Source organism: Marinobacter sediminum (assembly GCF_016820575.1).
Lineage (GTDB): Bacteria > Pseudomonadota > Gammaproteobacteria > Pseudomonadales > Oleiphilaceae > Marinobacter > Marinobacter sediminum.
This window is the reverse complement of record NZ_JAEMQH010000002.1, coordinates 963,243-978,282: the sequence shown is the minus strand read 5'-3', so window position 1 is coordinate 978,282 and position 15,040 is coordinate 963,243. Positions and strand designations below refer to the sequence as shown.

The following is a 15,040-nucleotide window of genomic DNA, read 5'->3' as shown; positions in this document are numbered from 1 at the left end:
TATTTAATGACTTCTGAAAGTTTGCGACTGGCAACTGTAAAAATAATCGACGCATATCTGTAAATCTGAAGTTACATCCCTCGCAACGCTCATTTCCTGTAAAAGGAACTGACACCGGCCCGCACTGACAGCAGGACTTGCGCAAGCTTTGGCCTCCTCTGACACCGCCAAATCGCTGCCAGTGGGACTCCAATCACAAATCGAAGACAACCCGGAGGTTTTGGCGCATTCTGCCAATCTGTTAGCTCTGACGCCCGATTACATTCCGTTACAATCCGCCTATCTTCTTAATGCTTGGATTCGGATGTTATGACAGACGGGCTGATTTTGGTGACGCAGGTTGGGCTGGTGGCGCTGGTGCTATTGATGGCCTTTCGAATGGTGGCGTTGATTCGCTCAGCACCGGTGGATGGATTGCAGGGCAACCACATGAAGACGCCAGGAATTACTGGCCGGACGGATGCAGGCATGATGCCACCGGTTTCAGCGCCTGATCGAACGGAACTGTTTACCCAGCTTCATATTCTCGCTGGCCTGCAAGAAAGGGACTGCAGGACCCGTGGTCTCGACCTGGCCGACTCCCCTGCCGCCGTTCGAGCCTATGCTGCTAACTGGCTTTACGGGGCAGCCTGTGCACTTTGCGAGCACTCAGTTCGGCATTCTGACTCCCTTGCTGGCATCGTGGCTCACATCGCCAGCCGAAAGACAGGCCTGAGGCAATCACAGGCGCTTCAGGCCATCGCAACATTAACGAACAGTAGCGCCGGTCTGGCGTGCTTTCGGGAAGGTCTCGATGGGGCCAAGTTCTGGACGCAGCATCACTATGTGGCGTCGCAACACAGTCTTTATGAAGCGGTTACCGCCAATTCGTTTATTTGATTGCGGCAGGCTTGGAGGCCCCTTCCAATGTCCATTGAGTGCCAAGCTGGGTGAGCTCCGGGGTATCCGGTGAGTGTACGGGCGTTCCAGCGATTGCAGGTTTGGTAAAAGCGCCCTCTTCGGTGGGCTTCATGGTTTCAACATCCACCGAGCGCACCAGGTAAACGCCATCTCCGGAAACAACGCGAGCGCGATGGGTTAGGCCGAACACAAACCGGCAGTAGTCCAGTTTCAATTGAATGAGATCCTGCTCTGCTTTGCGAATTTTCCGCAGCAATACTTTCTGGACACTATCTCCGTAATCCATGGCGTCTTCCCTGATGTTGGCGACAAGATTACTGGAGTCTACACCTTCGTGGGGGCTTGTCAGCAATGCAGGGTTCAGGTTTTGCGGTCTTTCACAGAGTGTGTGCCTGAAACACCATGTGGAAGGGAGCAGTATCGATACTGGTCTGCCCTCGCTGGAGAATCAGGCGCCAGCGCATATCACTTCCGGTGCTGCACAGAGGGGCGCTGAAGCGCGCGACGTAACGACCGCCACCCTGGCGGCGAAGTGGAACCGGGTATTCCCCCATGTACATGGAATCGCCCTGCAGAACCGCAAGCAGTCGGTCTGGGGCTTCCACCCCGGTCACGGTCAACTCGTAGTCCGCTTCCTGATCCGTCAGCTGCTTTAATTGCACGTGCCAGTTGCCATCAAGATCGGACCAGGAGCAAGCACTGGAGTCCAGATCACACTCGGTTTTGGCACCGGTGCCGGCTTCTGGCTCAACCGTCCTCAACAGACGAGGCCCAAAAACCGCTGCAATTAACAGCGTCAGCATCAATCCCACCACCAGAACCGCTCGTAACATACCCGTACCTCATCTGCAGACAGCGGCATTATGGAGCTTATCCGTTGTCAGGCAAAGCTTTCTAAACCTGCGTCAGTCATGAGAAAATATCGCGCTTCTATTTCTGGCCCATTTCAAGACAGGACACGCCCGTGCAACCGGACATTTCCGTACAGCACCTCAGCAAGGTTTATGGCGACGGCTTCCAGGCGCTGAAAGACATTAATCTGGAAATCAAACGGGGTGAAATCTTCGCCCTTCTCGGCCCGAATGGAGCTGGCAAGACCACCCTCATCAGCATCATCTGTGGTATCACCAACCTCTCTGAAGGCAAGGTTGAAGCTGCCGGACATGACATTGTGCGCCAGTACCGCAAGGCTCGTCAGTCGATTGGTCTGGTGCCTCAGGAACTGAACACCGACTCGTTCGAGACGGTCTGGAATGCCGTTTCATTCAGCCGTGGCCTGTTTGGCAAAGCACCGAACCCCGAGCACATCGAGAAAGTGTTGAAAGACCTATCCCTGTGGGACAAACGCAATAACCGGATCATGTCACTGTCCGGCGGCATGAAACGGCGAGTGATGATTGCCAAGGCCCTGTCCCACGAGCCTCAAATCCTTTTTCTCGATGAGCCCACCGCAGGTGTCGATGTTGAGCTGCGTCGCGACATGTGGGAGATGGTTCGAAAGCTCCGGGAAAACGGCGTCACCATCATTCTTACCACCCACTACATCGAAGAAGCGGAAGAGATGGCGGACCGGATCGGGGTGATTCGTGAGGGCCAGATCATCCTGGTGGAAGAGAAAGACCAGTTGATGAGCAAGCTTGGCAAGAAGGAATTGCGTCTGCAGCTGCAGAGCAAGCTCGACAAGATGCCGGGTGAACTGACTCTGGAGCCCATCGAGCTGTCCGAAGACGGCTACGAGCTGATCTACACCTTTGACTCTCAGCAAGAGCAAGCCGGCGTGGCCCGGTTGCTTCGTACCCTGGGCGATCTGGGCATCGACTACCGCGATCTACAGACGCGAGAGAGCTCCCTGGAAGAGATTTTCGTTGGCCTGGTACACGAATAAGGCCAGCGGCCCCACTGGAGAAAGGCATGAATTTTTACGGCGTTCGCGCAATCTATAATTTTGAAATGGCCCGCATGAAACGCACGGTGATGCAAAGCGTGCTGTCCCCGGTAATCTCGACCTGCCTCTATTTTGTGGTGTTCGGTTCCGCCATCGGATCGCGCATGGGCGATATCGACAACATCAGCTACGGCGCTTACATCATTCCCGGTCTGGTAATGTTGTCACTGCTAATGCAGAGCATTTCCAATGCATCCTTTGGGATCTACATGCCCAAATTCTCGGGCACAATCTACGAGGTGCTGTCGGCACCGGTTTCCTACGTTGAGGTAGTGCTGGGCTACGTGGGCGCTGCCGCGACCAAGTCCGTTATCCTCGGTTTGATCATTCTTGCCACCGCTCGATTGTTTGTCGACTACGAGGTACTGCATCCGTTCTGGATGGTTGCCTTCCTGGTACTGACGTCGGTCACCTTCAGCCTGTTTGGCTTCATCATCGGCATCTGGGCGGACGGTTTTGAGAAGCTGCAGATAGTACCCATGATGATTGTCACGCCGCTGGTCTTCCTGGGCGGCACTTTCTACTCCATCGACATGCTGCCGTCGATCTGGCAAACCGTCAGCCTGTTCAACCCGGTGGTCTATTTGATCAGCGGCTTCCGCTGGGCGTTTTATGGGGTTTCAGACGTGCACATCGGCATCAGTGTCGGCATGACTCTGGTGTTCCTCACCGCTTGCATGCTGGCCGTCTGGTACATCTTTAAAACCGGTTACCGGCTACGTTCGTGAGGGGCTCAATGCGACCACTGTTGGTGGCAATCGCCTGCACCGGCATCCTGACCAGTGCGTGTGCCGCTGACACGTCCGTTCCCCAGCCCAGGCTGCCAGAAGTGGTTGCCTGCTTTATGACGGATAACGGACCCGTGCCGGTGACTCTGGAGGTAGCACGGGAATTCAGCCAGCGACAATCGGGGCTGATGGGGCGCGAATCACTGAAAGAAAATGAAGGCATGCTGTTCCAGTATCCGAATCTACAGAGCCCTGATCGCGGCTTCTGGATGTACAAAACCCAGCTTGATCTGGATATCGCCTACCTGGATGAACAGGACCAGATTGCCAGTATTCGCCAGATGGCGCCGTGCGTGACGGGCAGCGCAAGCAGCTGTCCCTCCTACCCCGCTGGCGTGGCCTTCCAATCAGCTGTGGAAATGAACCAGGATTTCTTTTCAGACCACGGTATCGAGGTGGGCGACCGGCTGATGACTGGAACAGAGCACTGCTCCAATCCCTAACCGCCCTGCCCGCACCTTTTAGCCGCCTTTAATCTTTGCTCCACTGCGGATTGCGTTTTTCCAGAAACGCACAGATACCTTCACGGGCATCACTGGCCTGCATGTTCTCCGCCATCACCTGAGATGTAAATTCGTAGGCGTCGGCCAGTGGCAGCTCGAGTTGCCGGTAAAAAGCTTCTTTGCCCACTTTTACCGCCTGACCGGATTTGTCGGCAATAGTCCGGGCCATGCGATACACGGTCTCATCCAGCACCTGCTCATCCACCACCCGGTTAACCAGGCCGATGGTTTCCGCGCGGGCGGCGCCAATCATCTCGCCGGTTAGCAACATTTCCATGGCGTGCTTGCGGCTGACATTGCGTGACAGCGCGACCATGGGCGTGGAACAGAACAAACCGATGTTGACGCCTGGAGTGGCGAACCGTGCCGTGTCGGCGGCCACAGCAAGGTCACAACTGGCAACCAGTTGGCAGCCCGCAGCGGTGGCTACACCAGCAACCCGGGCAATCACCGGTTTCGGGAGATTGACGATCTGCTGCATCACCTTGCTGCACAGCTTGAACAGGGCCAGCTGAAAGTCATGATCATCGAATCGATCCTGAATCTCAGTAAGATCATGCCCGGCACAAAACACACTGCCATGAGCAGCCAGTACCACTACACGGGTTTCTGCATCTTCGGCCACCTGTTCCAGCGCTGTCGACAATTCCTCAAGCATGGCCATCGACAGGCTGTTGCGTCGCTGCGGCTGATCCAGGGTGAGCGTGGTGATCCCATTCTCACTGTAGTAGTGCAGCAAGGGTTCCTCTGCAGACAGCATAGCGGCTTCTCCCGGTTGGATTCTGAAGATATTCATTAGAACCTTCAGTATTAACCAGGCCTCTCACACTGTCGAAACGACTTTTGTAGGACGTTCAGGAATTTGTTGGGGCTTGTGATCCGTAGCTCAGGCCTAAAGGTAAGTGGCAGTGGGTCGCGCATTAAAAGGAGAGACTGATGTTGAAGTCGACGATTTTTAAGGCCATTGTCGCGGTAGCCATTATTGGCGGTGGCTTGCTGGTGATCTATCAGGATCAACCGGCTCCGCCTACCGGCGATATAAACCGGATTGAACCGGTGCCCAAGCAGGACAGTCCGTAACCAACTGACGGTCCCAACTGCTCGTTTAAAGGGAAGTAACCATTGCACACCACACGCATCAAAGGACTGGCCATCGCGGCGCTTGGGGTTCTGTTTATTACACCAGACGCCCTGCTGGTAAAAATTACCTCTGTGGATCCGGTGGTGTTTTTGTTCTGGCGGGGCCTGTTACTTGCCCTCAGCTTCCTGATTATCAACTCGGTACGTTACCGGTCACAGCTGGTCCCGGAAATGAAGCGGTGCGGCTGGAAGGGCTGGTTCTGCGCCTGTGCCTTCGCAGTCAGCACCCTGGGCTTCGTGGTCGGGATGAAAAACACCGCTGCCGGCAATGTGCTGATCATCCTCAACACCGCACCGGTGATTGCGGCCCTCATCGCCTGGCTGATCTGGAAAGAAACCCTGCCACGGCGAACCTGGGTCATTATCGTGGTGTGCGTAACCGGCGCATCCATCATGGCCATTGGCGAGTGGGGCCGAGGCGAACCGTTGGGATTGGTTATGGCGGTTGTGGCGGCCATTGGCATCGCTGCCAATTTGAACGTCGCCCGCTCCAAACCGGATGCCGACATGAGCGTGATGCTGATGTTCGGAGCCCTTGTGTTGGCAGCATTGGCTGCAGTGGCCGGTGGCGCCAAGCTGCCATCATTGCGGGACAGCTTATTTATCGCCCTGCTCTGCCTGTTTTTCCTGCCAATCGCCGCCACACTGATTCAGATCGGTCCACGCTACATACCAGCGGCGGAAGTAAGCATGATGCTGCTGCTGGAAACCGTAATCGGTGCCTTTTTGGTCTGGCTGGTATTGGACGAAGTGCCCACCAGGCTCAGCCTGTTCGGCGGGGTGATCGTGTTCTCGGCTCTGGTTGCCCATGGCTGGATAGAGGTTCGCCGCTATCGAAGGGCCAGTCTTCGGTGAGAACTACGTTGGACTTACAGTCAGTAGTTGCGACTCGTTAACCTCGGACTGGGTCGTGCGACGTTCCAGCCAACTCAAAAGATCTGGGAATGCCAACGGACGAGAGAACAGATAGCCCTGAACCGCGTCGCACTGATTCAGCGCCAGCCAGTCCAGCTGATCCTTACGCTCGACGCCCTCAGCGACCAGTTTCAAGCCAAGAGTTTTTGCCATCAGTATCACCGACGAAACAAACGCGGCGTGCTTGGTGTTCACCGGAATTTCGTCAAGAAAAGATTTATCCAGTTTCACCGTGTCGGCATTCAGTTGAGTCAGGTAGCTGAGTGACGAGTAGCCGGTTCCGAAATCGTCCAGAGCCACACCAAAGCCAAGCCGTTCGATGTCCCGGAGCATCATCTTCACCTCAACACTCTCAAGCATCAACGCGCTCTCGGTAATCTCAAGGTCGATTCGACGCTGAGTGCCTTTCAGCTGTTGCGCGATCTCTTCAAGCAGGTCGATCAGCTTGGGGTCTGCAAACTGCTTTACCGAGACATTGACGGCGATGGAGAACGCCTCAGGCAGCATCGGATTCTGTACCAGAAGCGCGGCCTCTCTCAGCACCCAGCGCCCCACCGCCATGATGTCGCCAGTGGATTCGGCAATGGGAATGAAATCGGCCGGGTTGACGATGCCCATGGTGGGGCTTTGCCAACGGATGAGGGCTTCGGCGCTGCTGACAGCGCCAGTCTCTATTTCCACTTTGGGTTGCAGAAACACCGTAAATTCATTGGATTTAATGGCATGTTGAAGTTGCGAGCGAATGCCCATCCAACGGTTGAACCGATCTGACATCGAAGCGTCATAGCGTGCAAACGAGTTGCCCGGATTTTTGGAGGCTTCGCGCATGGCAGAAACCGCCTTGCTGATCACCGCGGATTCATCATGCTCGTCGCCGCACAGCGAGGTAGCGCCGATAGATACCGTCAAGTACAGCTGCTTGGTTCCGGAGAAATAGGGATGATTAAAGGCCTGAAACAGGTCTCCGATGGTGCCCTCCTCCGCCTCGACATCCTGTTCCGGCGTCAATATCAGGTACTCGCCCAAACCAACGTGGGCAACGGTCAAAGCACCACTCCCGGGATTCTCGATTCGCCTGGCGACCACCTTTACCAAGCGGTCGACGATGGCTTTGGTATGGGTTGAGTACATCTGCTCCAGGTCATCAACTTTGAGCGACAACAACGTGTAGCCGGTGCCACCCGAGAGACGGGCCTTGCGCATATGGCACACCATGCCCTCAAGGTTCAGCATCCCGGTGACGGTATCCTGGTATTTTTCCCGCTTCATCTTCTGAATAGTCGACACACTGGTCGAGAGCCGGCGCTTGTCATCAACCGACGACACCAGATTCTTGGCCATAACCATTTGCTTGTAAGTCGACATCACACTGGCCACCAGAAGCATTACCAGCAGCGAGGTTTCATGATTCATGCCGGGCTCCAGACTCTTCTGAATCAGGAGTGCGCTGGCACTACCAAGCACCAGGATTGGGTGCAGGATGGCCGCGGGCAAACAGTAGGCCAGCACTGGCATGGGCACCGAAACTATGGCAAACAGGATCATAAACAGCGCCACTTCCTGCCAGAATCCAAGCGACTCCAGGCAGATGAAGGTGAACACTCCCCACATCACTCCATAGCTTGCGAACGCCCAGATAAAGTTTCGGGTCCAGACTGCGTAGGTATCGGCGTTGGGCTTTCGCCGGGGCAAGAACAGGGCCAGATAGGAAGCGGCATAAAGCGCAATGAACGTGATCGCCCAGATCGTGAGTGCGCCCTTGTTTTCGGCGGTTTGGAACAGAGTTGCGCAGGTGACTGCAGCCAAGATGCCGACCAGCGGAATCTCCCGTCCTCGCTTGAACAGCTGTTCCGCTAACTCAAGCCGAAAATACTCCGCGCGCGTGGAAACAAAGAGTGCTTTGAATTGAGCCATTCACATTCCTTCCCGGGCCAATCGGCATGCGCACGAAGTGTACGTATAAATCCTCACGTAAGTCCGCAGCAATTGGTTCCATGTTTCTGGAATTTAGGAGGAAATGACTTTCAAGGTGCGAGTTTAGAGAAAGTAAGAGCGAAGTTATTCGACGAGGGCAAGCGAGCAATTCGGGCAAAGCATGGTGCTCCGGGCCGGAATCGAACCGGCACGACCGTGAGGTCGAGAGATTTTAAGTCTCTTGTGTCTACCAATTTCACCACCGGAGCATCGGAGGGCAATCAGACGGGCCGAATTGTATAAGGGCCGGTTCGGTAACGCAATTCCGATTCCAGGCGCCCTCACCTGTCAGGATTCGGCGGGCTTAGTGGCCCGGCCTTTATAAATGTATCCCGCGATCCTGGGTGTCTTAGGTACGTAGAGGTTTTCCAGCTCGGTGATCTCGAAGCCAGCGCTGCGAATAAGGTCAGCAATGTGGCGATTCAGGTGGCAGCCGCCCGCGATTTTGCGCCAACCTGGTGTAATCCGGTGTTGCCACTTCTGGGTGCTGGCGTCTGGCGATTCACCGTGCTCAAGGAACAGCAGTATGCCCCCAGGTTTTAGCACGCGTTTCATTTGCTGAAGTGCTGCGCTCCAATCGGGAATGGTGCACAGCGTAAAGGTCAGCAGCACGGTATCCACACTCTCGTCGGGCAAGGGAATCTTTTCGCCCGGCAGATCGAGCCATTTCACCTCAACGGGCGAGCGCTCAAGATTGCCGGAGGCCTTGCGGCGCATCCCCTCTGATGGCTCCAGGCCATAAACCAGTTCCACCAAATCCGGCTTGTAGAATTGAAGGTTTATACCTGACCCCATGCCCACCTCCAGTACAACACCGCGGGCTCTGGGCACTACCTGTTGCCGAAGTTTCATCACCTGGCCCACAGAGCAGGCGCGGTCGATCAGGTGGGGCAAGATGCGTTCTTCGTAAAAGCTCATGGAGTTACCATCGTTGTCGTCGATAATATGGGTGGAAATGCGCCCTATCGAATTTGCCCAGGTTTTTAGTAGCATGGTAACCATCTGCCGGTAATAACAACAGACAATAGGCGCCAAGGCAGCGGCTGCGAGAGTTCTTGCTCTCGTTTATTGAGATGTGCGAGTTACCGGAGGGTTCCAATGGAACTAGATCCTCTTCTTCTTTCGCGAATCCAGTTCGCGTTTGTGGTGTCTTTTCACGCCATTTTCCCGGTGTTTACCATTGGACTGGCCTCGTTTATCGCCGTTCTGGAAGGACTGGCGTTCAAAACCGGTGATGGCGTCTGGGCTAAACTGTCGGCCTTCTGGACCACGGTGTTTGCGGTAGTCTTCGGCATGGGCGTGGTGTCTGGCATTGTCATGTCGTTTCAGTTCGGTACTAACTGGAGCAACTTTGCCCAGGCCTCCGCGAACTTTCTCGGGCCAGTACTCAGTTACGAGGTCATCACAGCCTTCTTCCTGGAAGCAGCCTTCCTGGGCATTCTCCTGTTCGGGCGCGACAAGGTTCCGGCCGGTGTGCATCTGCTAGCGGCGGTGATGGTGGCCACGGGTACTTTCATCTCATCGTTTTGGATTCTATCAGCCAACAGTTGGATGCACACACCCGCGGGTTACGAGCTCAGGGAGGGCGTTTTTCATGTGACGTCCTGGAGTGAGGCGATTTTTAATCCGTCCTTCCCCTATCGATTCCTACACATGGCCCTCGCCTCCTTTCTAACCGGGAGCTTTGTGGTGGCTGGCGTCAGTGCCTGGTATCTGTTGCGCGGGCGCGAGGTTGAGGCCAATCGAAAAGCGCTTTCGATGTGCCTGTGGTTACTCTTGTTCATTGCCCCGGCCCAAGCCGTAGTCGGCGATTTCCATGGCCTGAACACCCTGGAACACCAGCCCACAAAAGTGGCAGCGATGGAGGGCAATTGGGAGACATCGAAAAATGTTCCGCTGCTCCTGTTTGCCATTCCCGATCAGGACAGCCAGAGCAATCTTTTCGAGATTGGCGTGCCTGGTCTCGCCAGCCTGATCCTTACCCACGAATGGGATGGAGAGGTTCCCGGCCTGAATGAGACGCCGGTTGCGGAGCAGCCACCGGTTGCCATTGTGTTCTGGGCGTTTCGGGTGATGGTGGGCCTCGGCATGCTGATGATCCTTTTTGCGGTAACTGGCCTGATCCTCCGTGCAGGCGGCCGCTACTGGCGCAGTACTTGGTTCCTCAACGGTCTGCGGTTTATGAGTTTTACTCCATTTCTCGCGGTCCTGGCTGGCTGGATTGTCACCGAAACCGGGCGCGCGCCCTGGCTGGTGTACGAGGTGATGACTCACGCCGAATCGCTCACGCCGTCCCTTACCGGCGGAATGGCCCTATTCACCTTGCTTGGCTACATGCTGGTATATGCCCTGGTCTTCTCGGCGGGGATCTATTACCTGCTTCGGGTGCTCTACGTGGGCATGGAAGAAAGCCACGATGACGGTGAGTACGAAGCCGAGCGTCCAAGCCGGCCCTTCTCTGCGGCCCACGTTCCCTTTGAATATGACCAGCACAGCCACCCTGGCAACCCGGAATCTCAGGAGGGTCACTGATGATGGAACTCTTCGATCTGCCCCTGATCTGGGCGTTTATTATTGGTTTCGGCATCATCATGTATGTGCTGATGGACGGCTTCGATCTTGGCGTGGGCATCCTGTTTCCGTTCGCACCAGACGAGGAGGCGCGGGATGTCATGATGAATACAGTTGCACCGGTCTGGGATGGCAACGAGACCTGGCTGGTGCTGGGTGGCACTGGCCTGCTGGCCGCCTTCCCGCTGGTCTACACGATTTTCCTGCCCGCGCTTTACATCGGCGTGTTTCTGCTGGTCGCCGGCCTGATTTTCCGGGGCGTGGCGTTTGAGTTCCGGTTCAAGGCCCGAACCTCCCGGTACCTCTGGAACTGGGCCTTTGCCGGCGGCTCGACGGTTGCGTCTTTCGCCCAGGGCGCAGTTGTAGGTGCCTATATCCAGGGCTTTGAAACCGCAAACGGTGTATATGTAGGCGGTGCCCTGGATTGGTTAACGCCGTTCTCAATGCTTACCGGCTTTGGCATGCTCGCCGGCTACGCCCTGCTCGGCGCCACCTGGCTGATTATGAAAACCGAAGGCGAGCTACAGGCCTGGGCCTATCGCCTTACCTTACCGTTGCTAGCCGCGGTTCTGGCGGTGTTTGGTGTTATCAGCATCTGGACACCATTCGTTGATGAGCTGGTTCGGGACCGCTGGTTTAACAACCTCAGCGTGATCTGGGTATTGCCGGTGCTCACCCTGTTGTGCGCCTTCCAAATCTACCGTTCAGTAAGAAACCGATTCGAAGGTATGCCCTTCGTAGCGACCATGGGGCTGTTCATCACCACCTATCTGGGGCTTATAGTCAGCCGATGGCCATACGTTGTTCCGCCTGATTACACCCTGTGGCAGGCGTCCTCCGCCTACGAATCCCAGCTTTTCCTGTTGCTGGGCCTGCTGTTTGTAATCCCGATTGTGCTGGTCTATACCGCATGGACGTATTGGGTTTTTCGCGGCAAGGTTCGTGCAGGCGAGGGCTACCATTAAGTGGCAGAAACAGCCGATCCAAACTCTTCAGTGGCTGAAGAATCTGCTTCAGCCTCGGATCAGCGCCAGGTAAAGCAATGGTTGGCAGAGCTCGGTAAGAGCAACCGCCGGTGGATGTACGGTGCCGTAGTGGCGGGGGTGGTCACCGGCATTGCTACCCTGGTGCAAATGGCCATGTTCGCCCTGATTGTGCATCGGGGCGTTGGTGAGGCTGTGCCGGTCTCAGAGCTTTCTCCCCTATTTCTCGTGCTCGTGGCCGCCGTGCTTGTTCGCGCCCTCGGCCAGGGAATGCAAACCCGCATGGCTGCCCGGTGTAGTGAGCATGTCCGGTGCGATGCCCGGCGGCAGATTCACCAGCACTGGAACGCCGCTGGCCCAGTCGCCCTGAGCCATTTCTCCGCGGGCGCCTTGACCCGGGAATGGCTGGATCACGTTGAGGCTCTGCACGGTTATTACGCCCGGTTCCTGCCCCAGCTGGTACTCGCCTTAATTATTCCCAGTCTCATACTGATCCTGACATTTACCCTGGATTGGATCGCAGGCCTGCTCCTGCTGTTGTCCGCACCACTCATTCCACTGTTCATGGCACTCGTAGGGATGGGCGCGGAGAGGCTCAACCAGCAGCACTTCCAGACGATCAGCCGGCTCTCCGGGCAGTTCTTGGATAAGGTCCGCGGGCTCACCACACTGCAACTGTTTGGCCAGACCGACACCGCCGCCTCATTGCTCGCCACCCGCTCAGATGCCTATCGACGCATCACCATGAAGACCCTCCGAATTGCCTTCCTGTCGTCCGCGGTTCTGGAATTCTTTGCCTCGATGGCGATAGCGGTGATCGCGATCTACGTTGGCTTTGGCTTGCTGGGGTACATCACCTTTGGACCCGCAAACGAATTGACCCTGTTTTCCGGGCTGCTGATTCTGCTGCTGGCGCCAGAATTCTTCCAGCCATTGCGAAGCCTTTCCCAGCACTATCACGACCGGGCCTCCGCTCTGGGGGCTGGTGCCGAGATTCTGGCCCGAATGAACGATCTTGAACGCGATTCTCCGCGCTGTGGTAACGATATCCAGTACGAGGATAAGGTTGAGGACAGCGTTCGTCTGGGCGCGGTGGGCCTATCCTACCAACAGGCCAAGCCGGTCTTTTCGGATGTATCACTGACGTTTGAGAAAGGTGATTGCATCGCACTTACTGGTCCGTCCGGAGGTGGCAAAAGCAGCCTGCTTCATTTGTTGGCCGGGTTCGTGATGCCAGATGGCGGATCGATTTCGGTATTCGGCAAACCACCAGGTTCCTTTAGTTTTGGCTGGCTTGGGCAAACCGGCTTCCTGGTTCAGGGCTCCTGGGCCGATAACCTTCGCCTGACCCGTCCCGACGCTTCCGACATCGCCATCGAAGCAGCCCTCTCCAATGCGGGCCTAAGGCCACTACTGGACAGCCGTGATGCAGGCATTTACAGCCAGGTCTCGGAAGACGGCCAAGGCCTGTCCGGTGGGCAGGCACGGCGGTTAAGCCTGGCCCGCATCTTTGTGGCGGATTACGACCTGATCCTGCTGGACGAGCCAACTGCGGGCCTGGATACCGACAGCGAGGTGCATGTGATCGAGGCCCTGCACAAGCTGGCCGAAGCCGGTAAGACGCTAATTTTCTCAACCCATCACCAGGCACTGCTCACTCTGGCTGACCGGGTATTACTGGTGTCTGAAGGGGAACTGCGGGATGCGTGAGCTGCTGCCCTGGTTACGCCTGATTTTTCAGCGCTGGGGCCGGCTCTCAGTTGGCGGCCTGCTGCTCCTGATCACTGTGATTTCAGGTATGGGGCTTCTGGCGCTGTCGGGCTGGTTCATCACGGAGACGGCACTGACAGGCCTTCTGCTTGCAGCTGGAGTTCAGGCCTCAATCAACCTCTACACGCCCGGTGGTGGAATTCGTCTGTTTGCCATTGTCCGAACAGTCGGGCGCTATCTGGAGCGGGTCTATAACCACGATACGGTGTTACGCCAGCTGTCTGATATTCGAACCCGGCTGTTCCGGCAACTAGCGGCCACGCCTCGCAGTCAGCGTCTTGGGCTATCGGGCGCCCAGTGGCTATCGAGATTAACCCGCGACGTAGACGCTCTGGATACACTGTATCTTCGCCTGATCGCGCCGACTGCTCTGGCCGCAGTGGTCAGCCTGCTGGCCGTGTTTCTGGCCGCGGTTCTGTTCGATGTCCGGCTCGCCCTGTGGCTAGGATTGTTGCTGGCGAGCGCCCTGCTCTTTTCAACCATCGGGACGCTTTTACGAACGCGACAGACTTCCCGTCGGCTCAGCGATAGCGAGGAGGATTTGCGCACCCATATTATTGAGCACCTTGAAGGCTTTGCTGAGCTTACCGCCGCCGGGCGCACGGGTAAGCATGCGGCCTGGCTGATGCGCCAGGCACACGGGTTTGCCAAGGAACAAGCGAAAGTAGACCGGCGTGTAGGTTGGAACCAGGCGTTTACGCATTTGCTGATCAACCTTGCCGCTATAGCCGTGCTTTGGGCCGGGTTTGGGCTGTTTCAATCTGGGCAAATTTCAGGGCCGGTGCTGGTGTTGTTGCCCATTGCCCTGCTGGGACTGGCCGAGGTTTATGGGGGCCTGCCGGAAGCCTTTGGCAAGCTGGGCGCCAGCGAGACCGCCGCCATCCGCCTGAACCGGGATTCCCTGAGCGGTCCCGGCGAGCAGAAAATCCCTACCAACGAGCCATCAAAAGGCACGGCGCTGGTCGCAACAGAGCTTGGCGTGCGATACGACGATGCTCCGCCGATCCTCATGCACTTCAACCTGAACGTTGCCTGCGGGGAGCACCTGGGCATCATTGGTCACTCCGGAAGCGGGAAATCGACCCTTGCCGATGTACTGGCGGGTCTGGTGCCCGCGTTTCAGGGCGATATAGCGCACCTTCCACTGAGTTACCTGACTCAGAGCACGGTGCTGTTCGAGGATACCTTGAAAGCGAATTTGCGGGTGGGCGACCCCACGGCGAGCGATGCTGCACTATGGCGGGTATTGGAGCTGGTCGAATTGGGTGAGCGGTTCGCAAGTGAATCTGATCTGCTGGATACCTGGCTCGGCAACAGCGGAAGCCGGCTGTCCGGTGGCGAAGCCCGCCGGATTGCTTTGGCCCGGGTACTGTTGAATCCGGCACCCTTGCTGATACTCGACGAACCTTTTACCGGGGTAGATGTGCCCACTCGGGAGCGCATCTGTCATAACCTGCGTTGCTGGCTGAAAGGGAAAGCGGTGATTGCGCTGGGCCACGGGCCGGATGCCCTACCGGACACCGACCGCGTGATTCACCTGATTTCCTGAAC

Annotated in this window: 15 protein-coding genes and 1 tRNA gene; 10 read left to right on the top strand and 6 right to left on the bottom strand. The window is 56.6% G+C overall.

Annotated elements, in window-relative coordinates:
- Positions 1-309 precede the first annotated feature (309 nt).
- Positions 310-879 (top strand): hypothetical protein, encoded by a 570-nt coding sequence (locus FGO67_RS11310; protein WP_203300787.1) that lies wholly within the window; start codon positions 310-312, stop codon positions 877-879.
- Here FGO67_RS11310 and FGO67_RS11305 read toward each other — a convergent pair.
- Positions 872-1,252: a hypothetical protein gene (locus tag FGO67_RS11305; RefSeq protein ID WP_338039560.1), complete on the bottom strand. Its 381-nt coding sequence runs from the start codon at positions 1,250-1,252 to the stop codon at positions 872-874. The two genes, FGO67_RS11310 and FGO67_RS11305, sit on opposite strands and share 8 nt — an antisense overlap.
- A 25-nt stretch (positions 1,253-1,277) precedes the next feature.
- Positions 1,278-1,733, bottom strand: a complete 456-nt coding sequence (locus tag FGO67_RS11300) for a hypothetical protein (protein WP_203300786.1) — start codon at positions 1,731-1,733, stop codon at positions 1,278-1,280.
- A gap of 131 nt (positions 1,734-1,864) precedes the next feature.
- On the opposite strand from FGO67_RS11300, the gene FGO67_RS11295 reads away from it, so the two are divergent.
- From FGO67_RS11295 to FGO67_RS11285, 3 genes are read left to right on the top strand one after another with little or no spacing between them, the layout of a single operon-like run.
- Positions 1,865-2,785, top strand: coding sequence for an ATP-binding cassette domain-containing protein (locus FGO67_RS11295; protein ID WP_203300785.1), 921 nt, complete (start codon positions 1,865-1,867; stop codon positions 2,783-2,785).
- A gap of 26 nt (positions 2,786-2,811) precedes the next feature.
- The gene (locus FGO67_RS11290; protein WP_203300784.1) at positions 2,812-3,573 is read left to right on the top strand and encodes an ABC transporter permease; all 762 of its coding nucleotides are present in this window, start codon (positions 2,812-2,814) and stop codon (positions 3,571-3,573) included.
- Between the two features lie 8 nt (positions 3,574-3,581).
- Complete coding sequence (locus FGO67_RS11285; protein WP_203300783.1) at positions 3,582-4,076, top strand: DUF192 domain-containing protein; 495 nt, start codon at positions 3,582-3,584, stop codon at positions 4,074-4,076.
- Between the two features lie 28 nt (positions 4,077-4,104).
- Here FGO67_RS11285 and FGO67_RS11280 read toward each other — a convergent pair whose 3' ends face one another.
- Positions 4,105-4,896, bottom strand: coding sequence for an enoyl-CoA hydratase (locus tag FGO67_RS11280; protein WP_203300782.1), 792 nt, complete (start codon positions 4,894-4,896; stop codon positions 4,105-4,107).
- A gap of 176 nt (positions 4,897-5,072) precedes the next feature.
- Between FGO67_RS11280 and FGO67_RS11275 the strand changes: the two genes are divergently transcribed.
- Together FGO67_RS11275 and FGO67_RS11270 are read left to right on the top strand one after the other, a co-directional pair.
- Positions 5,073-5,216 carry a hypothetical protein gene (locus FGO67_RS11275; protein ID WP_203300781.1) on the top strand — a complete coding sequence of 48 codons (144 nt, stop codon included), beginning with the start codon at positions 5,073-5,075 and terminating at the stop codon, positions 5,214-5,216.
- Positions 5,217-5,258: 42 nt separating this feature from the next.
- Positions 5,259-6,131, top strand: coding sequence for a DMT family transporter (locus tag FGO67_RS11270; protein WP_203300780.1), 873 nt, complete (start codon positions 5,259-5,261; stop codon positions 6,129-6,131).
- Positions 6,132-6,134: 3 nt separating this feature from the next.
- Here the strand turns inward: FGO67_RS11270 and FGO67_RS11265 are convergent, their stop codons facing one another.
- From FGO67_RS11265 to FGO67_RS11255, 3 genes are all read right to left on the bottom strand, one after another.
- Positions 6,135-8,105, bottom strand: coding sequence for a bifunctional diguanylate cyclase/phosphodiesterase (locus FGO67_RS11265; RefSeq protein WP_203300779.1), 1,971 nt, complete (start codon positions 8,103-8,105; stop codon positions 6,135-6,137).
- Between the two features lie 182 nt (positions 8,106-8,287).
- A tRNA-Leu gene (locus tag FGO67_RS11260) sits at positions 8,288-8,374 on the bottom strand.
- Between the two features lie 79 nt (positions 8,375-8,453).
- Complete coding sequence (locus FGO67_RS11255; RefSeq protein ID WP_203301190.1) at positions 8,454-9,083, bottom strand: class I SAM-dependent methyltransferase; 630 nt, start codon at positions 9,081-9,083, stop codon at positions 8,454-8,456.
- Positions 9,084-9,263: 180 nt separating this feature from the next.
- Here FGO67_RS11255 and FGO67_RS11250 point away from each other — a divergent pair, with 180 nt between their 5' ends.
- From FGO67_RS11250 to cydC, 4 genes are read left to right on the top strand one after another with little or no spacing between them, the layout of a single operon-like run.
- Entirely contained in the window at positions 9,264-10,697 is a 1,434-nt protein-coding gene (locus FGO67_RS11250) for a cytochrome ubiquinol oxidase subunit I (RefSeq protein ID WP_203300778.1), read from the top strand.
- A gap of 2 nt (positions 10,698-10,699) precedes the next feature.
- Positions 10,700-11,701: a cytochrome d ubiquinol oxidase subunit II gene (gene cydB, locus FGO67_RS11245; protein WP_203301189.1), complete on the top strand. Its 1,002-nt coding sequence runs from the start codon at positions 10,700-10,702 to the stop codon at positions 11,699-11,701.
- Positions 11,702-13,429: a thiol reductant ABC exporter subunit CydD gene (gene cydD / locus FGO67_RS11240; protein ID WP_338039559.1), complete on the top strand. Its 1,728-nt coding sequence runs from the start codon at positions 11,702-11,704 to the stop codon at positions 13,427-13,429.
- Complete coding sequence (gene cydC, locus FGO67_RS11235) at positions 13,422-15,038, top strand: thiol reductant ABC exporter subunit CydC (RefSeq protein ID WP_203300777.1); 1,617 nt, start codon at positions 13,422-13,424, stop codon at positions 15,036-15,038. Before cydD ends, cydC begins: the two co-directional genes overlap by 8 nt.
- Positions 15,039-15,040: the final 2 nt, after the last annotated feature.